At 49.6% G+C, this 24123-nt stretch carries 24 protein-coding genes and 1 pseudogene; 5 read left to right on the top strand and 20 right to left on the bottom strand.

All coding sequences use genetic code 11. The features are described 5' to 3' along the window. Nucleotides 1-63 precede the first annotated feature (63 nt). Nucleotides 64-1047, bottom strand: a complete 984-nt coding sequence (locus HF650_RS08980; RefSeq protein ID WP_187802052.1) for an autoinducer 2 ABC transporter substrate-binding protein — start codon at nt 1045-1047, stop codon at nt 64-66. Nucleotides 1048-1459: 412 nt separating this feature from the next. On the opposite strand from HF650_RS08980, the gene HF650_RS08975 reads away from it, so the two are divergent. Further along, entirely contained in the window at nt 1460-1855 is a 396-nt protein-coding gene (locus tag HF650_RS08975; protein ID WP_187802051.1) for a lysozyme inhibitor LprI family protein, read from the top strand. On the opposite strand, the gene rutR is transcribed toward HF650_RS08975, so the two are convergent. Together rutR and HF650_RS08965 are read right to left on the bottom strand one after the other, a co-directional pair. Next, on the bottom strand, nt 1852-2478 hold the full coding sequence (gene rutR, locus HF650_RS08970; RefSeq protein WP_187802050.1) for an HTH-type transcriptional regulator RutR: 627 nt from the start codon (nt 2476-2478) through the stop codon (nt 1852-1854). The two genes, HF650_RS08975 and rutR, sit on opposite strands and share 4 nt — an antisense overlap. Nucleotides 2479-2658: 180 nt before the next feature. Continuing rightward, nucleotides 2659-2844, bottom strand: coding sequence for a general stress protein (locus HF650_RS08965; protein ID WP_187802049.1), 186 nt, complete (start codon nt 2842-2844; stop codon nt 2659-2661). A 400-nt stretch (nt 2845-3244) separates the two neighbouring features. Here HF650_RS08965 and wrbA point away from each other — a divergent pair, with 400 nt between their 5' ends. Together wrbA and HF650_RS08955 are read left to right on the top strand one after the other, a co-directional pair. Then, nucleotides 3245-3841, top strand: coding sequence for an NAD(P)H:quinone oxidoreductase (wrbA, locus tag HF650_RS08960; protein WP_187802048.1), 597 nt, complete (start codon nt 3245-3247; stop codon nt 3839-3841). A 17-nt stretch (nt 3842-3858) separates the two neighbouring features. Further along, on the top strand, nt 3859-4086 hold the full coding sequence (locus HF650_RS08955) for a YccJ family protein (RefSeq protein ID WP_023481800.1): 228 nt from the start codon (nt 3859-3861) through the stop codon (nt 4084-4086). 42 nt (nt 4087-4128) lie between these two features. On the opposite strand, the gene agp is transcribed toward HF650_RS08955, so the two are convergent. Both agp and HF650_RS08945 read right to left on the bottom strand, forming a co-directional pair. After that, on the bottom strand, nt 4129-5373 hold the full coding sequence (gene agp, locus HF650_RS08950) for a bifunctional glucose-1-phosphatase/inositol phosphatase (RefSeq protein ID WP_187802047.1): 1245 nt from the start codon (nt 5371-5373) through the stop codon (nt 4129-4131). Between the two features lie 145 nt (nt 5374-5518). Beyond that, nucleotides 5519-6235, bottom strand: coding sequence for an SDR family oxidoreductase (locus HF650_RS08945; protein WP_187802046.1), 717 nt, complete (start codon nt 6233-6235; stop codon nt 5519-5521). Nucleotides 6236-6397: 162 nt separating this feature from the next. On the opposite strand from HF650_RS08945, the gene HF650_RS08940 reads away from it, so the two are divergent. Continuing rightward, complete coding sequence (locus tag HF650_RS08940) at nt 6398-7291, top strand: AraC family transcriptional regulator (RefSeq protein ID WP_187802045.1); 894 nt, start codon at nt 6398-6400, stop codon at nt 7289-7291. Between the two features lies 1 nt (nt 7292). Here HF650_RS08940 and HF650_RS08935 read toward each other — a convergent pair whose 3' ends face one another. Further along, entirely contained in the window at nt 7293-8675 is a 1383-nt protein-coding gene (locus HF650_RS08935; RefSeq protein ID WP_187802044.1) for a diguanylate cyclase, read from the bottom strand. 380 nt (nt 8676-9055) lie between these two features. Between HF650_RS08935 and HF650_RS08930 the strand changes: the two genes are divergently transcribed. Beyond that, nucleotides 9056-9625 (top strand): LuxR C-terminal-related transcriptional regulator, encoded by a 570-nt coding sequence (locus HF650_RS08930; RefSeq protein WP_187802043.1) that lies wholly within the window; start codon nt 9056-9058, stop codon nt 9623-9625. Between the two features lie 55 nt (nt 9626-9680). Here the strand turns inward: HF650_RS08930 and HF650_RS08925 are convergent, their stop codons facing one another. From HF650_RS08925 to HF650_RS08860, 14 genes and pseudogenes are all read right to left on the bottom strand, one after another. Next, on the bottom strand, nt 9681-10682 hold the full coding sequence (locus tag HF650_RS08925; RefSeq protein WP_187802042.1) for a hypothetical protein: 1002 nt from the start codon (nt 10680-10682) through the stop codon (nt 9681-9683). Between the two features lie 10 nt (nt 10683-10692). Next, nucleotides 10693-11625 (bottom strand): ACP S-malonyltransferase, encoded by a 933-nt coding sequence (locus HF650_RS08920; protein WP_187802041.1) that lies wholly within the window; start codon nt 11623-11625, stop codon nt 10693-10695. An 11-nt stretch (nt 11626-11636) separates the two neighbouring features. After that, complete coding sequence (locus HF650_RS08915) at nt 11637-13025, bottom strand: hypothetical protein (RefSeq protein WP_187802040.1); 1389 nt, start codon at nt 13023-13025, stop codon at nt 11637-11639. Continuing rightward, on the bottom strand, nt 13022-13789 hold the full coding sequence (locus HF650_RS08910) for an outer membrane lipoprotein-sorting protein (protein WP_187802039.1): 768 nt from the start codon (nt 13787-13789) through the stop codon (nt 13022-13024). The genes HF650_RS08915 and HF650_RS08910 overlap by 4 nt, the downstream gene beginning before the upstream one ends. A gap of 12 nt (nt 13790-13801) precedes the next feature. Beyond that, nucleotides 13802-15100: an ABC transporter permease gene (locus HF650_RS08905; RefSeq protein ID WP_187802038.1), complete on the bottom strand. Its 1299-nt coding sequence runs from the start codon at nt 15098-15100 to the stop codon at nt 13802-13804. A gap of 11 nt (nt 15101-15111) precedes the next feature. Beyond that, nucleotides 15112-15768, bottom strand: a complete 657-nt coding sequence (locus tag HF650_RS08900) for a hypothetical protein (protein WP_187802037.1) — start codon at nt 15766-15768, stop codon at nt 15112-15114. Next, nucleotides 15752-16459 carry an ABC transporter ATP-binding protein gene (locus tag HF650_RS08895; protein WP_187802036.1) on the bottom strand — a complete coding sequence of 236 codons (708 nt, stop codon included), beginning with the start codon at nt 16457-16459 and terminating at the stop codon, nt 15752-15754. The genes HF650_RS08900 and HF650_RS08895 overlap by 17 nt, the downstream gene beginning before the upstream one ends. Continuing rightward, nucleotides 16456-17448, bottom strand: a complete 993-nt coding sequence (locus HF650_RS08890; protein ID WP_187802035.1) for an ATP-binding protein — start codon at nt 17446-17448, stop codon at nt 16456-16458. Before HF650_RS08890 ends, HF650_RS08895 begins: the two co-directional genes overlap by 4 nt. Then, the gene (locus HF650_RS08885; RefSeq protein ID WP_187802034.1) at nt 17448-18671 is read right to left on the bottom strand and encodes a beta-ketoacyl synthase N-terminal-like domain-containing protein; all 1224 of its coding nucleotides are present in this window, start codon (nt 18669-18671) and stop codon (nt 17448-17450) included. The genes HF650_RS08890 and HF650_RS08885 overlap by 1 nt, the downstream gene beginning before the upstream one ends. 4 nt (nt 18672-18675) lie before the next feature. Then, nucleotides 18676-21234, bottom strand: a pseudogene (locus tag HF650_RS08880) (beta-ketoacyl-[acyl-carrier-protein] synthase family protein). Nucleotides 21235-21329: 95 nt separating this feature from the next. Next, nucleotides 21330-22487, bottom strand: a complete 1158-nt coding sequence (locus tag HF650_RS08875) for an aminomethyltransferase family protein (protein ID WP_187802033.1) — start codon at nt 22485-22487, stop codon at nt 21330-21332. Between the two features lie 30 nt (nt 22488-22517). Beyond that, complete coding sequence (locus HF650_RS08870) at nt 22518-22799, bottom strand: phosphopantetheine-binding protein (RefSeq protein WP_187802032.1); 282 nt, start codon at nt 22797-22799, stop codon at nt 22518-22520. Nucleotides 22800-22804: 5 nt separating this feature from the next. Next, nucleotides 22805-23362 (bottom strand): 3-hydroxyacyl-ACP dehydratase FabZ family protein, encoded by a 558-nt coding sequence (locus HF650_RS08865; RefSeq protein WP_187802031.1) that lies wholly within the window; start codon nt 23360-23362, stop codon nt 22805-22807. Between the two features lie 3 nt (nt 23363-23365). Then, a complete protein-coding gene (locus tag HF650_RS08860; protein WP_187802030.1) occupies nt 23366-24121 on the bottom strand; it encodes an SDR family NAD(P)-dependent oxidoreductase in 756 nt (251 codons plus the stop codon). Between the last annotated feature and the right edge of the window lie 2 nt (nt 24122-24123).

Here is a 24123-nt window from a genome sequence, read left to right as displayed (position 1 = left end):
TCTGCGGCGGAAGAGCCGGCCTGAATGGCCGGCGTTCCGGTTCCCTGGTGTGGCCAGTAAGGCTCAGAAACCGAGTGTTTTAGCGTTTTCTTTTGTCACTTCGAGGATCTTATTAAAACGGATCACTTTCTTATTCATATCAACATCGGCTTTGCCCAGCCCCTCGATAGAGAGATCGGACGTGACTTCTTTTCCTTGCAGCAGCTGGTCGGCGACGGTCACCAGTGCGTAACCGGCATCACGCGGGTCCCACAGCAGTGCTTTTTTGATATCGCCGCGCATCAGATAAGGAGCAGCCTGCGCCGGCATCGCGATGCCAACAACCGCCAGTTTATCCTTCGCGCGTTTCTTCTGAACGGCCTGCCCTGCGCCAATCGGCCCAAGGGATCCGAAACCAATCACCCCTTTCAGATCCGGGTAGGTTTTCATCAGGTCCAGGGTCGTGGCATAGGATTTATCAATGCTCTCTGCCACCGGTAAGCGCGAGGTGACTTCAAACATATCCGGGTACTTCTCTTTTTGATATTTGATGGCGTAATCAGCCCAGGCGTTGTGCAGCGGCACGGTCAGCGAACCGACATAAATCGCGTAACCGCCCTTACCGCCCATATCTTTTGCCAGCTCATCGACGTTAGCCTGCGCATATTTTTCGCTGTCGATGGTTTCAATATCCCACTGCCCAATCTGCTGGTCCGGGGACTCATGGGTCAGTACCACAATGCCTTTGTCGCGCGCTTTTTTCAGCACCGGCTCCAGCACCTTCGCGTCGTTTGGCACCACGATGATGGCGTTAACGTTTTTCGCGATCAGATCTTCGATCACTTTCACCTGCTGCGCCGGATCGGGGGTAGATGGCCCGGTCTGGTAAGCATTGACGTCCAGTTTCTTTGCCGCTTCGTTGACACCGGTTTCCATGCGGTTGAACCACGGGATCCCGGTCACTTTAGCCACAACGGCAATTTCATACTTCTGGGCAGCAAAGGCCTGACCGGAAAGCATGCTGACAGAAATCATCGCTGCGCTAATCAGGGCGAGTTTGAATTTCATGGTTGTACCTTTCTTAAGGACAGAGGAAAGTCGCGGAAGAGAGATTAACAACGATGGGAAGAGGCAAAACAACGAAAATGCCATAAATGTGATACACGCCCAAAAATGTTAAATTAAAGATAATTAAAAGTTAATTTTAAGTTAAAATAAGATATATCTGCCTCTGATTGCCAGTAAATTCTGTTAAATAAAACTCATTATATAACAACTTAATAACATTTACGTAACCAACGTCTCTTAAGAATGTTTTTTGTACCCGATTTTGGCGCGTTTCACCCGCAGAAAATTATCAATTTTGTGAACTGAAACGAAAAGGGCACCTCACCAGACATGCTGACAGATGGCGAAGTGACATTTTTTAAGGGCTATGTTAATAAATCCGCTGAATGAATGTGAGAAGGAAAGGAAGAGAATGAAACGATGCTTGTTGATGCTAAGCGCATTGCTGCTCAGTCAACCGCTCTACGCCGATGAGTGCGATAATGCCTCAACCCAGGGGGAGCTTAATAGCTGCACTGCTGCGCAATATCAGACGGCAGACAAAAAGCTTAACCAGACTTATCAGGAAGCACTGAAGCGTTCGTCACCGCAGCAGGCTGAGCTACTAAAAAAAGCACAGAAAAGCTGGATAGCCGTCCGCGACAACGACTGTGCGTTTGTCATTTCCGGCTCTGAGGGCGGCAGTATTCAACCGATGGTACAAAACCAGTGCCTGGCAGATAAAACCAGTGAACGCGAAGCGTGGCTCGCCTCGCTATTGCAGTGTGAAGAGGGCGACATGAGCTGCCCGCTGCCGCCTGCCCATTAACGCACACGGATGCCTTCAATAATCATGCGCTGAATATTATCAACGGTACGCTGAAAAAAGGCTTCATCCTGCAGAGTCGCGCCGGTGACCGCTTCCACCTGGGTGGCGAAATCGGCGTAGTGCTGTGTGGCGGCCCAGATCATAAAGATGAGATGGTGCGGATCTACTGCGGCGATCTTACCGCTGGCGATCCAGCCTGCAATGATGGCTGACTTATCCTCCACCAGCGTTTTCAAATCGCCCGTCAACTCCGCTTTAAGCAGCGGCGCGCCCTGCAACATCTCATGGCAGAAGAGGCGCGAAGCCTGCGGATGATCGCGCGACACTTCCAGCTTCAGGCGAATGTACTCTCCGATCGCCGCGAGCGGCAATAGATCGGAGCGAAACGCTCTGAGCGGTGCCAGCCAGACATCCAGCAGTTGGCGCAGCACGGCAATATAGAGCGCCTCTTTTGACGGAAAATAGTAGAGGAGATTGGTTTTGGATACGCCAGCCTGCTCGGCTACCTGCTCCAGACGCGTACCGTGAAAGCCGAGACGGGAGAAGATCTCCAGCGCCGCGCTAAGAATCGCGTGTCGTTTCTCGCTGACTGCCCGCGTACGTTTACCCATTTCCTTTGCCATACCGACTCCCAAACCCTGATCTGGCAGCAGCATAGCAAAGCTCGCTGTCTGGCTCGACCCTCTGTGTAGCATTCCCCAGCGGGAAATTGAGGGGAGCCGGCAATCTGAGGCCAAAAAAAACCGCCGGGTCTCCCCGGCGGTGGGCGTTTTCAGCAACCTCACGGGTTACCGCACGTCGTGCTAGCTATTGCTGTTGTTGCTCCGGCTACCATGACTATTTTTGCCCCCTTTTTTACCTGCTTCTGAGGCGCGCTGAGGATCGTTCTTGAAGTTCCCCCCGCTCTGCTGGCCACCTTTGCGGCCTGCTGCTGATGCTCTTTCACGGTCTTCAGCGAAATTACCTGAACCACCACGATGATTTGCCATCTCTCACCTCCGATCGGTGTAAGTGAAATATCAGACATCTTTCTGCATTCAGTAAAAGAGGACTCTTTCACCTCACGACGTCAAAGTTAACTCTTTAACTGCGCCGCGTGGGAATAAGCTTAGTGGAACGTGCTCTGTCGGAAGATGCTCATTAACATTTCGCAACACCTTCAGAGCCTGGCGGCATAGGTGACTTAAGCTAAACCAATAAATAATTCTTATGTATGGGAAATTTAACAGGGCGAAAAGTGTGTCAAAAAGTAACGGCACGATTATCCGGGGAAATATTCTTAATTATCAGTAATGACGCGTGTTGATTTGCACTCTCGCTATCACGTCATACCCTTAATAAGGTGCGCAGCGTACCGCTGCGCAATGAACCTGGCAGGAGGAGAAGCCAATGGCTAAAGTGCTGGTGCTCTATTACTCCATGTATGGACATGTTGAAACCATGGCGCACGCTGTCGCGGAAGGTGCGCAGCAGGTGGAAGGTGCACAAGTCGTGGTGAAGCGTGTTCCTGAAACCATGCCGGAAGAGCTGTTTTTAAAATCAGGCGGTAAGACGCAAAGCGCGCCCGTTGCCACCCCTCAAGAGCTGGCAGAGTATGACGCAATCATCGTCGGTACGCCGACTCGTTTTGGCAATATGAGCGGGCAGATGCGGACCTTCTTTGACCAGACTGGTGGGCTGTGGGCCTCCGGCGCGCTGTACGGCAAACTGGCGAGCGTCTTTAGTTCTACCGGTACCGGCGGCGGTCAGGAACATACAATTTCCTCAACCTGGACTACGCTTGCTCACCATGGGATGGTGATTGTTCCCATCGGCTACGCCGCGAAAGAGCTGTTTGATATTTCGCATGTGCGTGGCGGTACGCCTTACGGCGCGACCACCATTGCCGGCGGCGATGGTTCGCGTCAACCAGGCGACGACGAGCTGGCCATCGCCCGTTATCAGGGCGAGTACGTTGCCGGCCTGGCAGTCAAATTGAACGGCTAACTTAACAGGAGGCACTTATGCCAACTCAGGAAGCAAAAGCTCATCGCGTCGGTGAATGGGCCAGTCTACGTAATACATCGCCGGAAATCGCCGAGGCGATCTTTGAGCTGGCTGATTACGATGAGGTTCTCGCCGAGAAGATTTGGGAAGAAGGTAGCGATGAAGTGTTGATGCGCGCCTTCGAAAAGACCGATAAAGACTCACTCTTCTGGGGTGAGCAGACTATCGAGCGTCAGAACGTCTAGCGCTTCGGCTCCCCCATTTTACTGGGGGAGCTTATCTGCTTTTTACTTCGCGACTTCGCGCATCACTTCACTGAATTTTTCCATCGGGCAGAAGCCGTTACTGTCCGTCGGGCAGCCCGTGAGCTCCAGCGTGTAACGTTGTACTGGCGTATCAAAACCCATTTTTGACACATTACGCATCTGCTCGGCAGTGAAGTAGAGATACTCAATCTTCATGAGATCGCGGTTGCTCTTACTATCATGCCAGCGTTGGAACACCACTTTGCCGCTGATCGGTGTCTGCTCAAACTGCCCGGGAAGCTGCCACGGTTTGGCCTCCAGCGCCGCCAGCAAAGAGGCGATATTGGAATCATGACCGACCAGTAGCGTCACTTTCGGTGCCGCGGCGGGCTTCTCCACCAGTTGCTGGTCGAGGTAGTTGAGCAGCGGTTTTGCCACATTGCGCGCCACCTGCGGCGTGGTAAAGAGGATCGCTTGATAGCTATTCTTCAGCTTCTCCAGCAGTTGCCACTGCTTATCGCTTTGAATCCCACCAAAGGCGACTTCATTTTGCGGGAAGCCTTCGTAATATTGCAGGGTAAACGCATCCACCAGCGCATTTGCCGTTTTTAACGGCCCGCTGACCGAGGGCTCCAGCCGATAATCGGCGCGAAAGGTATCCTTTTCATCACTGAGATTACAGGGTTCATCGGCTTTCGCTTTGCAGGCTGGCGAGGCCGGATAGTCTACGATCTGCTCCAGCAATTTATAGCTTTCTTTCAGATCGACATGCTGGCGGCTGGTCACCATGGCCGCCACCGCTTTCTGGCGAAAGTCGTCACTATCTTCGGTAATCACCGGGTTGAACAGCGGATCCATCTCCCCCATTTTGCGCTGATGGAAGATCGGCACATCGCAGGCAATAAAGGTGTTGCTGACGAAGAATTGCGCGGTGTCGTGAGTACGCGGCAGGCTGTTTGCCCAGGCGAAAAATTGTTTCTTTGTCGGACACTGTTCGGTGGAGAGCACCTTTTCGTGGGTCATCCACTTACGCATCTGGTGGGCAAAAAAGATCTCCACCAGCGCACCGCGATCCGTCAGCTCCCCGCCTGCCACTTTCCAGGTCGGCCACGGTTTGGCGGTGGCCTGCGCCAGCGCACTGCCGTTGTTTGCCAGCGGCGCGCGGATACCGTGGCGGCTGACAATTACCACCTGTTGCAGGGTGTAGCCCCCTGGTGTCGTTTGCGCCATTGCGGTGGGTAAGGCCAGGGCCGTGGTGATGGCGGCTGACCAGAATAGACGTTTCATCCTTTCTCCTTGTATCTCAACCCGATGAGGCAAGTGTGACACACCCGCACAGCTTGCAAAGGCAGTTCCCCTCGTTTTAATCACAGCAGCCGCCCTGGATCACAAAAAAAGGAGCCGCTAGCGGCTCCTTGCAGTGGGTAAACTTTCAGTATGGGCTTTGCGTATGACGCACAATGATCTCGCTAACATCGACGCTATCCGGCTGCTCAATGGACCACGCGATGGCATCGGCAATCGCCTCAGCGGGTAACGCGATACGGCGAAAGTCCTCCATCGACTCTTTCGCACTGGGATCGGTAATATGATCGGCCAGTTCAGAGGCGACTACGCCCGGACTTACTACCGTGACACGAATGCAGTCGCTCTCCTGGCGCAGCCCGTCTGAAATCGCCCGCACAGCAAACTTGCTGGCACAATAAACGGCGGAGAGCGGAAAGACCGCATGGGCACCGATTGAAGCAACGTTAATGATCTGCCCTGCTTTTTGCTGCTGCATGGTTGGTAGCACCGCCGCAATGCCGTTCAACACGCCGTGAACGTTGACGTCGATAGTCTGACGCCACTCCTCCATTTTCAATGCCGCCAGCGGTGAGAGCGGCATTACGCCAGCGTTATTGATCAGGACATCAATACGGCCATGCTGCCGCAGCGCAAATTGTGCCATCTGCGCCAGATCTTCCGCCTGAGTTACGTCAATGGCTAAACAGTCGATACTACCCAGTTCATCACGCAGAGCCTGCAAACGCTCGATACGGCGCGCGCCAATCACCAGATGATGACCCGCCTGCACCAGACGACGTGCGGTGGCCTCACCTATCCCACTGCTTGCGCCAGTGAGCAGAATAATTTTGCGTTTACTCATCTCTCTTCTTCCGTTTTAAGTAACGCAATCAGATTAACCAGCATGTGCCACACAAAACAGGTGCATTCTTATTCCATGATTGCCTGTTTCTCTCGACGTTGTTCACTTGTTGCGCGTGAATCGGCAGAATGGTTGCTTAAATATCAATATCAGTGAGGGGCAATGATGGAGGAGATGGTGGCGCTGCTGCGGGCGCTGGCACCGCATGAGGGCTGTACACGTTCCGCGCTGGAGAGCGTCTGCTTTATGCGTTCAGACCGTCCACTGGCGCGCACGCCGGTGGTTTATAAACCCTCTATCGTCATTGTCTGCCAGGGACAAAAGCGGGGATATCTGGCGAACCGCGTTTATCACTATGATAAACAACACTATCTGGTGTTATCGGTGCCGCTCCCCTTTTCGACAGAGACGGATGCCAGCCCCGAGCAGCCGCTGCTGGCGGTTACGGTGGATCTTGATATAACGCTGCTCTCTGAGTTAATGCTGTCACTGGATCTTCCACCTGGTCGCGCCGAGGCTGCGCCTGAAGGCATTATGTCAACGCCGCTTGAAGCGGACCTGGCCGATACGGCAGTGCGGTTATTAAAAGCGCTCTCGTCAAAACAGGAGGCGCAAATTCTGGGGCCACAGCTGGTGCGGGAGTTATATTACCGGGTGCTGGTAGGTAAGCGTGGCGATGCGCTGCGTGCGGCGCTGGTAAATCAGGGGCAATTTGCGGCAATTGCCAGAGTGCTGCAGCGTATCCACACACACTTTACTGAGCCACTGCATATTCCGTCGCTGGCCAGGGATGCAGGTCTTAGCGTACCTGCGTTTCATAAACACTTTAAATCTGTTACCAGCACCTCACCGCTGCAGTACATCAAGTCTGTGCGGCTTAATCAGGCACGCTTATTGATGATCCGTGATAACGCAACAGCTGCGGGTGCGGCTTTTCGTGTTGGCTATGAGAGCCCTTCGCAGTTTAATCGTGAGTTTCGCCGCCTGTTTGGCCGCAGCCCGCGCGAAGAGGCGAATGAAATGCGAGCCTCCTTCGCGCTCTTTCCTCCGGAGTAAGTTACTCGGCGGCTTGCCAGATATGGATACAGTTGCGGCCGCGCGCTTTCGCAATATAGAGCGCTTCATCTGCGCGCTGAATAAAACGCTCATAGTCAGGGTGACCATCAAACATGGCGGCACCGATAGAGAGAGAAATGGGCACACGCTCCCCCTCCGCCGTTTTAATGATGGTCTTTTCGACACGAGAGCGAATACGTTCGCCAATGCGATGCGTATCAAACTCTGTCGCTTCAGTTAACAGGATCACGAACTCATCGCCGCCATAACGGAAGACATAATCACTACTGCGCACGTTGTCATAAAAAGCATTTGAGACTTTACGCAGAATCTCATCCCCCATCGGATGCCCCCAGCTATCATTTATTTGTTTAAATTTATCGACATCAATGATTAATACTGAAAGGGGAGTTGAAGCTCTTTGCGAATGAGCAATTTCACGCTTAAAAATTGTAGGCATAAATCGTCGATTCAATAGCTTCGTTAATACATCCATTCCCACTTCATGGCGGGAAACTTCTTCGAAAAGCTCACGTAACAATGTGATAATTTGCACCACATTTTTCCTTACCGAAATAAGGAAGCCCACGCGCAGTGCGCGATTACTTAATGAACGGGGCGTTGCTCGGGTGGAGCGAAATATTTCATCAAGCTCTTGCAGCAAGCGCGAAATATGTCCTACTTCCGCAATACCACTAAAATAGTGGCGTCCCTTATGGTTAAACCATAAACCAAAATCGGACTGGCTAATGGCCAGTGTGTTGCCTAAATCAGCGTCCATGATAATTTTATAAATCAGGTCGATCTCCCAGCTGAGTAATGCCGCAGTTTGCCGCTCTTTCTCCTCTTCTGCATTCTCCATCAGCGTGAAAATACGATAATTTTCATCCTCTTTTGCTGAGTTATGCTCGCTGAAAGAGAATGCGCGCGACATCACCTCCATTGCCAGATCGATACTGTTAATTGCATGGTGATAGACCTGCAATTTTTCTTCCGCTGTGAAATGACTTTCAATAATTACCGGGTAGAAGAGTTTTTTAAGGACACGAAAACCCATCTCAACCAACTCAACAGAGATACCAATGCGCGCATGCACTTCGGCAACCGTATGCTGCTGCTGAATCAGACGCTCGATATCATCCGGTTTGCAGGCCAGTACTTCTCTTATCCAGCGCTCCAGCGCGGATTTAAGATGTATTTCAACCTGGGCATTGGAGAGAAATTCCCGGGCATGCGGATCGGTTAGCACTATGCGGTAGAAGGTTTCGCTGAGTTCGTGTGCGTGTGAGTGAGCGACTTCAGCGGTAAGGCGGCGAATGTGTTGGTCGGTCTTTTCTAATAGGGTAAGCCATTCGCCCTTCATCGATTTAAGATAAGTTTCCATCAATCAAACCCTTACGGTAGTTAAAATATCTTACGTTCAGGATGGTGCAAACAAATGTCCATCGACGCAGATCGACAGGGCGAGAATAACCGTGGCACCGCCCCACTCCTTCCCTCTGTTAGCGTCCGAGCGCTCCTCGCTCACAAATTGAATAATATTACAAAACAACAATTTAGATTGAAGCCCAACCATATTAGAAGGCAAAAGCAGAAGCATGCCGAAATAAAGTATAGACCGTCTAATTGCTATCACAAGTTGGAATAATAACTCGGGCTGGGTGTTAAGATCTTATTTAAGACTATTTAATTACGTGTTCGCGTCAGGGCAATTTACAATCCGAAACAATCTCCCAAGCATTATTCTGCATGGTAATTAATCATATGAAGATCTATACAATAAGTGATGATGTATATTTTCAGAACGGAATGATTTCATTGGCTAATGCAAGAGGCTGGAATATCGAAGCACAACAATTTAACCCACAATTATTGACTGAACTCACTCTCGATGATGTTGTTATTCTTCATCTCGACAAAAAGAACATGGCGTATGCTAAGGCCATCTCTCCTCTCAATAAAGTATGCAAGCTTCTTGTTATTTCCGGTACAACGCGCAATATTTTAATCGACGAAGCCGATATTGTACTCAAAGCACAGGACTCGCTAAATGAAATAAGCCACGCTATAAAAAAGCTGGCCAAACTTACGAAAGAGTCCACACACAAAGAAAATATTCTTAGCGATATTGAGAGAATCGTTTTAAATGAGTCACTGAAGGGCAAAAACATCCATCTTATTGCCAAGCTGCTCTCTATTTCACCTAAGCGAGTTTATGCCTACCGGAATAAAGCATGCAAAAAAATGGGTGGAAAAAAGATAAGTGATCTACTCCTGATAAAAGATAATTTACTGGAGCATGCCCAACTTCCCTTCCCTGCCCTTTCTTCCTGACCCGCCCCCCCTTAATGCCCGTCTGCAGCGTTAAACTGCTACAGACGGGCATTACCTACCAGAGCTGTGACTGCTTGTTGATCTCCTCCCAGCGAAAACACATATCGCATGCCATCAGAAAATCGTTGTGCCACAGCCGGTATATATACAGAAAGCTAAACGCCAGGCATGGCAATAAACACAACAGAAAGTAGGCCTCGAAAAAGATAGCCCGACCCGACAAACCGAGTAATAAGCTGATGACTGCAATCCAGAGCGTTTCAATCAACACTAAGCTGGAAAGCTGAATCCATAAAGGCGTCGCTACATCAATGCACCGGGGTAGTGGACTGGCGAAGTAAAAGTCAATTTCGCGTGTGAAAAGGCGCCCCAGAAAGATATAGCGCCTGGATAGCCGAACAAAGATCAGATTTATCGCCAGCACAACAGCACAGAGCACGAGCATCGCGACTATTAGCCGCGCAGAGAATAGCCCTTCATCAAGGGAAAATTCAGGCTGATGTTTTAGCGGCACAATGGTTAACAAGGTGACGCTAAGGCTGATTAGGAGATGACGGGCAACATAACGGTGAAGATGCTTAAACCTCAGTTTTTCATTCACTTCTTGCCCGAGCAGCTTGATATAGGTGGTTCTGATAAAACGAAAGACGATATAGAGAAAGAACGGTGATACCGCAGCCAGAAGCGGTAGCACCCGCTCTGGCGTAAAGAACAAAAGTGCCATCTGAGTAATCAGCCAGAAAAGTATTCCGCTTAGCAGGCTGGCGCTCGCCGGTCGTGATAGCACCCTTTCTGTTTGGCTCGCTTTTTTGTTAACGAAGAAAGAGAGATCGATATTTTTAACCACGCATTTATATGCCCAGTAGGCTTTTAACTCCCAGATAAAATGAAACATCACCAGGGCAAGAATTGCACTAATAATAATCGCATCCTGCGATGTCAGATTAAACGCCGTATTTTTCCAGTATAACCCCAGTAGCAGATAAATAATGGCGCAGAGCAGCATCACTATTCTTTTGTCCTGGTGGCGGATAAAAGTCTGGTAATCAGGAATCACGATGGCGCCCTCACGCTGATAAAAGCGCTTTGCAGTGCCGGGACATCGCGGGTGTGAAATCGCTAAAGTCAGTGAGCATCTGTGCGAGGTAAGCTTTATTGCTGATCTCAATAAACTTCACGCCCGGCTGATGGATAAGCCAACCATTGATTGAATCACGCCATTTAACTGTGTGAGTCAAATGGAGCGCGAGGTTCTCTTTAATCTGCTCAGGATGGTACTCTTCCTTACCGGATACATTCATTACCACAGCATGGCGCGGCGGCTTCATCTCTATCCCGGCAAGATAGTTCCGCATCAAGGCAATGCCCTCCGTCATTAAACGCGTATGCCATGCGCCGCTAACGCCAAGTTTAACCGGTTCGAATCCCTTCTCACGCAAAAGACGAGAGCACTCACGTAGTGGCTCGCTCGCCCCGCCAATAACCTGCTGGTTAGGAGTGTTATCACAACTGATATCAACAATTAACCCGGCGCTGTCGATTAATTCGCGCAAGCGCAGAGTATCAAGACCTTTTACAGCCGCCATCTCTCCTTTGTGTAGACGGCTGATATCATGCATGACCTTCGCGCGAAAGTGGATCGCCTCAAACAGCTTCTCCAGAGAGATCGAGCCTGCGGCATAGAGGGCGCTGTATTCGCCGACGCTGTGTCCGCAGGAGCCGACTATCACACAGCGATCGAATTCTTGCTGGCAAAGGGCATAGAGCGTGACATTAATTGCCGTCACCGCCAGTTGCTGTACCGTTGTCTGGATCAACCGATTCATCGGGCCTTTCAGGCAGAGACGACGCAGATCCATTCCTGATACATCACTGGCGCAATCCCAAATGTGCTTTGCCGCCGGAGTGAGATCCCATAAGTCAGCGCCCATGCCGATAGCGGGATTGCCCTGTCCGGCGAACAGTAATACAAGCGGTTTTTCAGTGTTGTGTTCACTCATCTGCCATGTCCTTATAGGAAATAGTTAAGTCCAAGATAAAATCCGAGGGTTTTGCCAAAAAAAGCGAATTCCGTATCCTGCTTGCCGAGCCCTGTCCAGCCGCCAGCATAGAGATTGAGGCTGTCATCAAAGGCCGCTACTGGCGTCGAGACGTGAAGGCCTAACAGCGAGCTGTTATCACGCATATTCATCGTGATATAGGGCTGGAGCGTTGCGCCTTGCTCGCTGCGAAAACTGCCATAGGCACTCAAATAGTGTTTTCCTTGCAGTTGGCCTCTGTTGGCGACATTCCCAATCTCTCCCCCCATCAGATATTTGTAAGCATCGAAGATGTGATCTAATAACGCCGACTGCGAGGCGCTGTTCAGATAGCGTGAGAGTTGTGCCTGCTGTTGCCATTCACTTTCTGAATAGCCTTCACTCTGGAAGTAGTATTCAAGCCCCAGCACAGCGAAGTCGCGGGTGGTGTATTGCGCCCCTAAGGCCACCTCCACCCCTGCGTTACGATCGGCGCGGTAAAGCGACGAGGGAAACTGATAATCGACAACTTCTGCGGCACGTTCCGGCGAGAAGTGCCGCCATTGCTGAGCGTTATGCAACGCCACCTCGCCATTGAAGGTGAGCGCTGGCGTATAGCTGAAGCTGTCCGAGAGTGCGAGAGAGCGGGTGTCGCCGAGCAACAGGCTAAGAGCTGGGGTATGGTTCGCCAGTCGGTAATCGGAATACCTTAACAAGTAGCGCGCCTGCGCATTACCGCGCCGTTTTGCTGACCAGTTGCTGGATGTTTCATACCGCTGGTTAAGGGTCGCCAGCTTCGGAGTGACCGTTAAAGAGAGGCTGTAGTTACGGTTGTTATCAACCAGGCGTGCCCCCCAAGAGGATTCGCTATAACTCGCGCGCATGGCTGGATCATAGATGCGCGTGTTTTTAAATCCCGCGTAATAGTTGCTCATCAGGGCGGTGGGTGATTTGAGAAAAAAGAGGCCCGGTATTGACGCTAACTTTCCAGCCTCCAGTCGAAGCCGGTCAGAAAGGGTGTAGCTAAGTTGCAACCTATTGAGCAGCACACGTGAACGCTGCTGATCCTCTTCAAAAGGGCCGGGCAAATGCCATGCATAATAAGTCAGGCCTGAGAGGGAGAAATCGATATCAAGACGGTTTTCGATAACCGCACATTTGCTGCTGAATTTTATTCCGGCATCCTGAAAAGCATTTGTCGGGGCATAAGCACGTTCTCCGCCAACCCTCCACGGTGAAGCGGTGCGCTTCATATATGAGGTTTGCAGCATCAGCGCGGTTTCGCTATTCGCGGCCACCTCATCGCCAGAGAGGCAAGAGGCCTGAGAGAAAGAGGCGAGTAATGACAAAGGAAGCAGCAGAGTATTAACACAACGTCTCACCTGACACCCCGCTGAATAGCTTCCCTGGTAAAGTAAAATTCTGGCAAGGACTCAAGCCTGACGTTGCTATATTCCATAACGGTAAATCCCTTATTGTGGCGTGCATCTTGCACAATGATCTTCATTGGCCGCGCTTCTCCCAGCACCGTCTGATAATCCTTGTAACGTACCTCTTTGAGTAATTTCTCATCCTGTGAATAAAAGGAGGCGGTATAAGGTCGGGAACTCTCCTTCTCTACCAGATAGACAATTTTGGGATAGGTTGCCGCAGCAGTTTTTCGCTCAAGGGAGAGTCGATAACAGACGATATTTCCACAAGTCGTTTCGCCAGTGAGGTGAGCGTGGTACGAGTAATCAAAATTGGTGACAATAACATCGCTATTAGCGATCTGTCCGACTAAGCGCTGCTCAGGCGAAACAGGCATCGGGCGACGTAATTCCGGTGAGTAGAACCATAAGTCATACCAATCAGAGAGCATGACCTTACCTTTGTCTCTGGCAGGATAGATAAAACGGACAAGGGATCGTGCATCCGCAGGCCGGCCATTTTCGGGCTTCATAAAGCGCATCGACACATCGAAAATCTGCTTATTAACCGCTTCGCCGGCTATATCTTTATATTCATGTACCGTAACCGTATAACGGAACGGTTTATTAGGTGAGCGTATTTCATCAGCCCGGCGAATAATATCCTGTGCCAGCGTTGCATTGCAGATGGCAGGAAGTATCGACAGCGCAATAAGAAATGGAGAGAAAATATTCATAATCGGTCCTGTTTATGAAAATTTAAAAGCGTCGGCTAAATTCAATTTTGCTGCGCGTAATGAAGGGCGCAGAGAGGCGAACATTGCGGTAATGATCGGTAAGAAAAAAGTAAACCAGACCGTATCTATATCCGTGATTTTAATAAATGCGGTATAGCCCTGCGACTGTCCCGGAGAAGGCGGCATCGCAATACCTTGAATGTTAATAAGCCATGCAAGGGCAACTCCTATAGCCAGACTCCCTGTCGCGCCAATAATGCCAATAAAGATCCCTTCCAGAATAAATAGCCGCGTAACATGCCATGGCCTGAGTCCAATAGCGCGCAAAGTGGTAATTTCTCGCGTACGCTCAATGATATTCATGGTGAGGGAGTTACCAATCATAAAAATAACAATTACCGCGACAAGAAGTTTAATAAAAAAGTAAATCCCTGAGAGAAGATCTTCGACCTGCTGGTAAAACGGCGAGACGTTATTCCACTCTTTTACGATCAGCGGTAAGTGATGCTGGGCAATAAAGTGTCGAAGTTTAGCTGCAAAGCCTGACACATTTTCTGTATTGAGTAGAATCAGTATTTTACTAACACCCTCTGTTCCCATCAGGCGCTGCGCCGTCGTTAACGGCATCTTCATTGCCGTATCATCATAGTCTTTAATACCGGAGGCAAAAATACCGCGTACTTTCAAAGATATTGCTCCCTGCCCTCCTTGTGCATTAACCACCATAATATCGAGCCAGTCGCCATACGCGGCATTGAGGGTTTTAGCAAGTCCGCTTCCGGCGGTCACTTCGTCCATTTTTACGCGGGATAAGTCGCTGCCGATAATGAGCTTATCGAATGAGCCAAGCTTTAACGCAGCTAAAGGCTCGACGCCAAGCCCGGAGAAATAACTGGTGGTTTCGTTTTCATATTGTGAGGCCACACCAGTAAATTCAAGCTGGCCCGAGATGGTCGAAATATCCGCCGCTAAATCGGGTTGAGCAAGAATGTCTTGCTTCAATGCCGCATAATTTTTAATCAGGCTCTTATTTTTCTTTGCACTCTCAAAATAGCCCGCATTATAAATTTGCACATGACCAATATTGGTACGAATGGTTTGCTCTTTCAAAATCCAGAAGGAGTACTGAATAAAACCGCCGTAGAGAAAAATCGCCACACCGCCAAGCATAATTGCCGCAAGCGTTGAGAAAGAGCGCCGTCGATGGCGGAAAATATTCAGCAAAGCAAACTGCGTATCTCTGAACCTGAACAGTAAACAGAAAAGTATAAAAAGCAGGACAGCGCTCATCGCCAGATTAATAAATAACATGATGGATTCCTTTACTTCTCTTTTAATAGCGGCATCACTATCTGCGTCATTTCCTGCAGATCCCACTCTGGCGTGGCGCCAGGCGATAAGAGGATATATTTCTCTGCTTGCGCTCCTGATTGTCTTAATTCACTTAACAGGCGCTCAGCGTCGTGCTGCTGCCGACAATTGATGAGCGCGCGATAGCGCATATAACGAACGGGAATGAGCATTTTCTCATCGAATAAGCCCGCTGCATTTAGTAAGCGTTCGGTGTCATGCAGGGCGATAATGCATCGACCGCTTTCCGCAGGTAAATAAGCATCAATACGCGCTCGCAGGTAGTGCAGCCGCAGATTATCGTCGTTTGACTCCACCGCTTCATCGAGAAAGAAAAAACCGGTTTTTGCATACTCTGCGGCGTGGATAAAATCATTAATCGCAGCATAGTGTTTTGCCTGTTGTAACAAGCCGTAGGCATAAAAGATCAGCGAGGCAATATGCTGTTCACGGCGATATTCACGCCACAACGCAGAGGTTGTTTCCACCAGCGCCTGCGGCTGTGCCGGAAACCCCTGCTGGATTATTTTCTCAACTTCAGACGTTGGTGCGGCAATTACCGTGTTCACTACCAGCGTCAAGGCGATGATGACGCCCTTCAGGCGATTGCGTTTAACGGGCCGAATCATAAGTTAATTCTCCATCCGTGATTTCAATTACCCGCTTCACCCGATCCTTGAGTGGGGTGGAGTGCGTGGAAACAATAAAGGTGGTTTGTGTTTCCTGGTTAATTTTTAATAGTAAATCCATGATCGCTTCGCCGGTCGCTAAATCCAGATTCCCCGTTGGTTCATCGGCAACAACGATGCGCGGCTGATGGGCAAGCGCGCGGGCAATCGCCACACGTTGTTGCTGACCTCCGGATAGTTGGCCTGGTTTTCGCCGTGCAAGTTGCGCGAGGCCGACGCTGTCGAGCGCATGTAATGCGCGCGCTTTCGCCTCTTTTTTATCGTAATAGCCATTGAGAACCAGCGGATAAAAAATATTATCCAGCACGTTCAACACCGGAATCAGATTGAAAAACTGAAAGATAAAGCCTAGATGCTTACCTCGAATTGCGGCGAGTTCGTTTTCAGGAAGGTTATTGAGTAGATGATTTAAAAAAATAACCTGTCCTGTGCTCGGGCGGTCTAGCCCGGAGAGGATATTGAGCAGGGTACTTTTGCCGCTACCGGAGGGGCCGCACAGCGCGATAAATTCCCCCTTCGCAATCTCAATGTTCACCTTTTTTAATGCATTTACCTGACTTTCACCTGCGCCAAACTGTTTTGATATATTGCTCAAAATAATGGCAGGCAGAGCTTTTACGCTATTTTTCATGCGCCTTCCCTTTCAGTGTCGATCCAACTGTCGAACCAGGCGCTACCACCAAAACTATCTTTCACGATAGTGCGGATTTTTGTCCCGCCAGGTGCTTGATGTTGCAGGTACTCCCAACTTAGGGCGGGAGTTAAACAACCGCTGGCTCCAAACATAGCGCTGAGATCGAGGACGTTAGCCGCCTGTTCAGGCACCCGGCGAAGTGTTGTCGTATCGGTCTGCGCGAACAGGTCGATATCGCTCGCAGTCTCATAGAGCTCACGCTGAGTTTGCGTGCCATCCTGCCAGCTAAGGTAATTTCCGCAGCGAACGCTGATGCCACCTGCACGGCGGCTAAAGATAAAACAGCCTGCCCGCTCAACGCTGAGATGAATACCGCTTCTCTGCTGCGCTCTGCTCTTCCCAGCCTCGCCCGCTAATGCTGCTTCGGAGAAAACCAGCAGCGGTATTGCACGCCACGCGGCGCACACCACCACAAAATCAAACGTATCCCAGCAGAGATAATCCTGTGCACAGCGCATCGCAGCAATTAACGAGAGCTTCTCGCCGCGCATTTTGCAACTGACATCTTTGATGGCGAATTTCTTCAGCAGATTTTTCGGCAAGGTATCAATAGTTGAGGTGTGTAATGCGCTGCTTATATTTTCGAAAATTGCACTCTCCCCCCACGCATCAACATAAAGAAAAGCAGTGCGGGATTTTAATAATAGCATCCGCTCTTTTGCGCCGAGGCTCTGTAACACTTCCTCGGCTGCCTGCTCAAGCGCCTCGATATAATGGATATAGTCAGGTTTACGCAGCATTTCTTGTGCATAGGCAGCTTTGCTTGTACCGAAACGTTTAAAACCCCAGCCACATTTAGCCGTTTCTTTTAGCGCCTGGTTGTAGAGATGTGATTCCCAGACGTTCAACCATCCGGGAGAGTAAATATAAAAATCATCTTCCGGCTCGATAATCGCAAAGGCATTGAGATATATTGCATCGTTCATTACGCTGCTTCTCCGTTCGCGAATAGAGAAATGACAATGCCGATAATTGAACCATCAACACCGAGGCCAGTTTTCAACAAATATTTTTTTTGATGAGAGACGATCGGCTGATCAACTAATAAATGCTGAGATATTTCATCACTTATCTCGTCGTTCGCCACCGCGGGAATTAACTCGCCCTTTCGCAACGCCTCGGCACCGATAATAAGATCGACAATACCGGAGCCGGTGGCGGTATAACCCAGCATGCCTTTATAGGCCAGTATCGGTATTGTTTGGTCGCCCACCAGCATTGAAATCGCTTGCGCTTCAGATTTATCGCTGGTAGAAGAGCCGTTGCCGTGTGGAATAATAGCGCAGAGTTGATCCAGCGTTACCGCAGCTTCACTCATTACGCTGCGCATTACTTTTACCAGGTTGGTACTAAGCCATGTTGGATCGTGGCTTCGCCCGGCACTGGTCTGGGTATAGTTTGATTGCAACTTCACATGGCGTTTCCCCTTCGGCCCACCACGATACCCTTGGCGCTCCAGCAATATCACCGAAAAACCTTCTGCAAATAAGACAGCCTGGCTGTTTTTACCAAACGGCTGCACTACCCTGCTTGCCAGCATCAACTGATTTTCCAAGAACCATATATCCTGGGTATTAATTTTTGAGCAATTAATCACGCAAACCAGATTGAGGCCGCCGCGCTCAATGGCCTGGCACCCCAAATGGATGGCTGTCAACGCGGAATTACTGGTGCAGTGCATCGCAGCTGGAATGTTTGTCAGGTGATACTTTTCTGCCAGTTTAAAAGCCAGATAATCCTGGGACATATTTCGGACATGCAGATTTTTTATCGACTCTGAGAGCGCGACATCTTCAATGTCGTTTTTGTCGTAAAAAGATTTGTAGTCCATCGCATCGACACGCGGGCCGAGACCGGTCAAATAGACCCGGACGGACTCCCCCGCCAACGCGGCGGGGGGTAAAGCGGCCTGCGCTATTGCTTCTTCAATTAAGCAGCAGATGAGGTCAAGATCGCTCTCTTTCGTTGTATTAAGCCGGGCGACGTTGACATTTCGCTTAAATCCACATTTGATGGCCTCCTCTTCGCTGGCAAACCAGGGCGTGGTATTGACGCGGATACCCTGGTGCAGATTATCAATCAGCTGCGCGGGATGACGGGCATAGGGTAGCGCCAGGCTGTAGCCGGAAATCAGGGCTGCATTTTTCACGGCGCTACCCCTTTATAATCATCGCGTAGTAGTTCCCACCTTCTGTTGCGCCAACCAGTAGCGCATGGCGAACAGCAAGCCTGAGCGGCTCGCGCACAAAATTCATTCGCTTATCAAAGAAGGGATGGGAGCCAGGCATTGCCGGTACGCATTGCGTTTTCATGCATTCAGTCAGCACCAGCAAGTTCAACAGAGCGGCCACTGAGGCGACAAAACCGAAACAGGCGTTGTAATTAACAACCGGCACCTGCGGATGGCTCTGGTGAAATACATCGTAAAGGGCGTTGATCTCAACCTGCGCATGCGCAGGTCCACCGTGGCTGCTGCCACATACCAGATCGATTTCCTGAACGCTCATGCCGGCATCAGCAAGGGCGCGTTGAATAGCAAGCGCCATGGCAGCCGATTTTTCGCCTAACTGGGCGGAATCAAACCAGCTGTTATCACAAGATTTTCCATAGCCGATAATTTCGGCCAGCACTTCAACACCACGCTCGCGCGCCGCCTGCGGATCCTCAAGCAACAGCATACAGGCGCCTTCGCCTGGTACATATCCTTTCGACTCGTCACTATAAATTTGATAATCGCTCACATCGGAGATCATGGCGATTTTTTGCGTCACGGCATCCATGTAGAGCGCCATGGAGGGAAAAAACTCATCCGCGCCACCGACAATTACCTGCGGCTGCAGATTCTGCCGCACGAGTTCGTAACCATAAGTCAGTGCGCCAAGCGCTGCGTTTTCGCCCGTTGCCAGCGTCGTGGTGTACCCTTTAATCCCTTCAGAGATGCCGCAAAAAGTGGCAATCGCATTCATTAGCGAACCGGGAAACTCGGAGGTGCGGACTTTACGCGGATCGGGTTTGAGGCTTTGCAAATATTTATAGGTTGTCTCCTGCGGACCGCGCGACATTCCCATGATCAGCCCAAGGTTTTCGCCGTCGCGCTTAATTTTGCGCTTACCGCTATTCAACGCCTCTGAGAGTGCGACCAGAGCAAAAGTTCCGCCGCGCGTGGCTTTGCGTGCATCAAAGCGGCGCAGATACTTGCGGGGTTCCAGATTCTGCACCTGAAAAGTTTTGAAATGCGCCTCCTCTACCGGCACTTTTCCCGCGCCTATGCCGTACTCACTTCCGAATATGTCGCTCAGTTGGCCAGTTTTTTCCAGAACCGCTAACAGCTCACGGGCTTCGGCGAGCGTATCCTGCGGGAATGTCACGCCCCCCAGGGTTCCGGTGGTACTCCGCTGCCAGATGTTCTGCAAAATGTCGCCGACGGTGTGTCCAATGGCCGTTACGGCACCGGCGCCTGTTATCGCAACGCGCTTAGGGGAATAGTGCGTTACAGGTACTGTTGCAGGCCTTGTACTGATAACCATGGAGCAGTTATTACCGCCAAACGCATAGTTGTTTTTCAAAAAGAGATTAACCTCTTTCTCTCTGAATTCATTTGCCACGTAGTCCAAATCGCAATTGGGGCGTGGAGTTGAGAAGTTGAGGGTCGGCAAAACGATATTGTCAGGAAGGGTAACCAGACAAGCGATTAACTCCACGATGCCAGCAGCGCCGATATTATGACCAAAGTAAGATTTAGTTGAGCTGACAAGCAAGTCCTTGCGGTGGCCGAAGACTTTGGTCATCGCCATGCTCTCTATCCGATCGTTAGCCTCCGTTCCGGTGCCATGAGCATTAACATAGTCAATCTGTTCAGGCGAGACACCCGCGTTTGCCATCGCCTTGAGCATAACCTGTACCGCGCCATTCGCACGCGGATCGGGACCGGTCTAATGATAGGCGTCGCAGGAGGTAGCATAGGAGAGGATTTCACCATAGATAGTGGCTCCACGCGCTACAGCATGCTCATACTCTTCCAGTACCAAAGCCCCTGCACCTTCGCCAATGGACATGCCAGGTTGACCAGAGAATGGAGTACAAGTATCCGGATGCATGACGTTTAGGGCGTAGAAACCGGCGAAGGTCGGCAAATAAATGGGTTCCGTTCCCACGGCAAGCATCGTTTTGCTTTTCCCGTTTTGCAGATAGTCGAACGCTATACCGATGGCGTTCGGGCTGGCCGTACAGGCGGTGGCTACAAGTTCTACACCTCCTTTTACCCCAAGCAGCGTTGAGACGCTTGAGCAGCAAGAGGCGAACCCGCCAGCATAGAGAGCCTTACGCAGAGAGAAGTCTTCAATGCGCTGTTCAAATAGCGGCAGAAAGGCTTCTGTGCCTGCAGAAGAGACGCCAACAATTAATCCCATTTCCTCGAGCGCAGAGGCGTTTGTGATAAGGCCCGCATGGTTTAACGCATCCTTACCTACTTTATAAGCCCAGAGTGCAGCGTTATCTAATGACTGCACGACCTTATCTGACAGCTCAGGGTAATGAATCTCGTGCATCACCTCTGCTGCACGCGCATTTTCGAACCATGTACTAAAACGTTGGCTATCCGTTACGCCACACTTCTTATTAAGAAGTGCGGACTTAAAATCCTGGAGAGTTTCAGCCAGAGACGAAAGTATACCCATCCCGGTAACAACCACTCTTTTTCTAGTGCTCTTCATTATTCATCCCTGCAGCAGAAGTGAAAAACAGACCTCATGAGGTGATACGGTTAACAAAGCCAGTTACACTCGCGGGAAACTGGCGTTGCGGACGATTAAGCGTGTCGTGTCTTCGTGTCATCGATATAGCTGTGCTCTGTCGGGTTGACCAACAGACTCAAGTTATAAAGAAAGGGAAGAGTTTGTGTTTTTGCCGGGATCTTTGCCGTAGCGGTTTCGATAGTGAAGCCTGAAATATCTGACCACGCGTAATCATCTTCGAGCAGCGCGAGAGCAATTGACGCCTCGAGTGCAGGAGACCAGGCAGATTTAACGATTACGCCGACCTGTTTATCATCGACCAGAACTTTGTCATTGGGCGCGATTCCGGTGCTATCCGTTAGTGGACAGATGCCGACAATTTTACGTTTTGCAGGATTATGGGAACGCTCGACAGCCGCCGCTTTACCAATGAAGCCCTCTTTGTCGTATTGCACAGCCCATTGCAACTGCAGTTCAGCCGGATGACGGCTGAAGTCGGCATAAATATTTTCATCCCAACACATATTTTCAATGCGCACTGTACGCTGATAATCAAGACCGCCTGTTTTAAGTTGATATTTTTCACCTTTCTCAATAAGCATTGACCATGTATCTACGAGCTCTGGCTGTGGGCCAACTAGCAGGTAAGCAAACTCTCCATGTTTACCGCAGCGAAAAAGAATCAACTCGCCGTCCTGGTTAATATATTCATGGTAGGGTAAGCCGATGATATCGAAGCCGTAGACTTCAGCAAGCAACTCCCAGGAGTAAGGGCCTTCAACCATAAGCGCCCCCCACGCCTCCTCTGTCATTGACTTAATAGCAGGTAGTTCAGCGATCTCAAGTTCTTCAGCACGCAGCAGAAGGTTATGGAGGGAGCTAATCATATCGGACGCGGCAATATTTTCTGACAAGATGTAGTAGCCATCGGGCGTACACAAAATATAGATGTCGCCTTTAATCGTGCCATCCTCATTAAGCACCAATGAATAAAGCCCTTGTTCATCGCGGATGATAGAGACATCAGCCGAAGCTAGATGATTAACTAAAGCCCATGCATCATCACCCATAACGCTTACTATCGACATATGAGAATAATCAACCAGCAGTGCATTTTCTCTCACCGCTCTATACTCAACGCTGGGTTCGTGATACGCGGCCGGGAGTAAATAATTATTAAAAATACCCATTTTAGCCTTATTGGCTAAATGTAAGTCATGCAGCGATTTCATAGAAGTCCTTATTAAAAAAACCAACCCAAATTAAGCCTGGCGTTTAACAATCACAAAAGAAGCAAGGCTGTTAATGCTACGCATATATGACGGCTCATCGCTTTCATTAACCTGAATATTAAAAACTTTATCCAGCATTACAATAATTTCGGTAGCATCAACAGAATCCAACTTCAGACCATTACCAAACAAGGGCGTATCGTCGTCAATTTGCGACAGTTCGCGAGAAATATTTAAACGCTGAATAATCTCTGTTTTAATAGTGAACATAACCTCTTTGCGCTCTTCAATTTTACTTTGCATTACTGTCATTTTTTTCATCCCTGTAATAGAGTTTCGCGAAAGTTAATGATTGTTCCTTGGCTAATATTTTTCTTACCGACGCTTGCCGTAACGGAGTAGTGTTTGAACCCGACAGGATCGGTAAAAGCTGGCCTGCTTATTATCTCAATAGTATCTCCAGGATAAGCAGTGCCTTTAAACTTCAAATTTTGTGACGCCAGCACACCACGGACTTGAGCCCGACGCTCACGAATAATTGCGACTAATTCGGGGCTGTGAATAACACTGTAAAAATCACGCAAACTGGTTAATGACGTACCGAACCGCCCTGCAAAAATATCGCAAACATCGCTGATAAAAGAAAAATACTCACTTGCCTGACCGAATATTTCCGCAACTATTACACCGGGCATAATGGGATTGCCCGGAAAATGCCCGATTAGGTAGGAATCGTTATATGTTACATGTTTGATCACGCGAATATAACCGTTTTCACCATATTTATAATCCTCTATGCGATCGACCATCATAAGAGGTTGGCGCCATGCACCCATCTCAAGAAACAATTTCGGAGGGATAGTATACTTTGACATAAATCACCGCATGACCAGTCCACCATCAACAACAATAGTTTGCCCAACGATATAACTGGATGCTGCTGACGATAACCAAACGATAGTATCAGCAACTTCATTACAGTTTCCTAACCGCTTGAGTGGGATTGAGTTGGTTACATCACGAACAACAGTCCTTGAGACCTTTTTAACCATCTTTGAAGCAATCATTCCCGGCGCTACGGCGTTAACACGAATGCCGCGTGGTGCAAGTTCAGCAGCCAGAGTCCGGGTAAAGCCTAGTAAGGCCCCCTTAGAAGCACTGTAGTTTGTCTGTCCAACACTAGGAATAATTGCAGCGATAGAAGCAACATTAATAATCGTCGCATTTTCCGCACTTCGCAGGAATTTTAACATCGCTTTGGTAAGGTTAAAGGTGCTCAACATATTAGTTTCGATAACCATATTAAAATCCTCGAAACTTATAGCGGAAAAAAGATTGTCTTTAACAACCCCAGCATTATTAATAAGAATGTCAAGTTGCGAGATAGCAGAGCTAAGATAGATAATCAGTTCACTCAGACTCTCATTATTAGTAAGATCGCACTGTAAGGTAGTCAAACGACAGCCGTAGTCATGTTGCTCGCTTAATAAACGAAGCGGCTCTACGTTGCTTTTAAATAATGCGAAGACATTACAACCCTGTTCAAGATATCTCTCACATGTTGCCAGGCCAATATCTCCGCTTGCGCCGGAAATAAGCACGTTTTTTGTTTTCAAATCCTTATATGCATACATTT

The sequence above is a fragment of the Kosakonia sp. SMBL-WEM22 genome (assembly GCF_014490785.1).
In the GTDB taxonomy this organism is placed as follows: domain Bacteria; phylum Pseudomonadota; class Gammaproteobacteria; order Enterobacterales; family Enterobacteriaceae; genus Kosakonia.
This window is presented reverse-complemented; position numbering and strand designations above follow the sequence as displayed.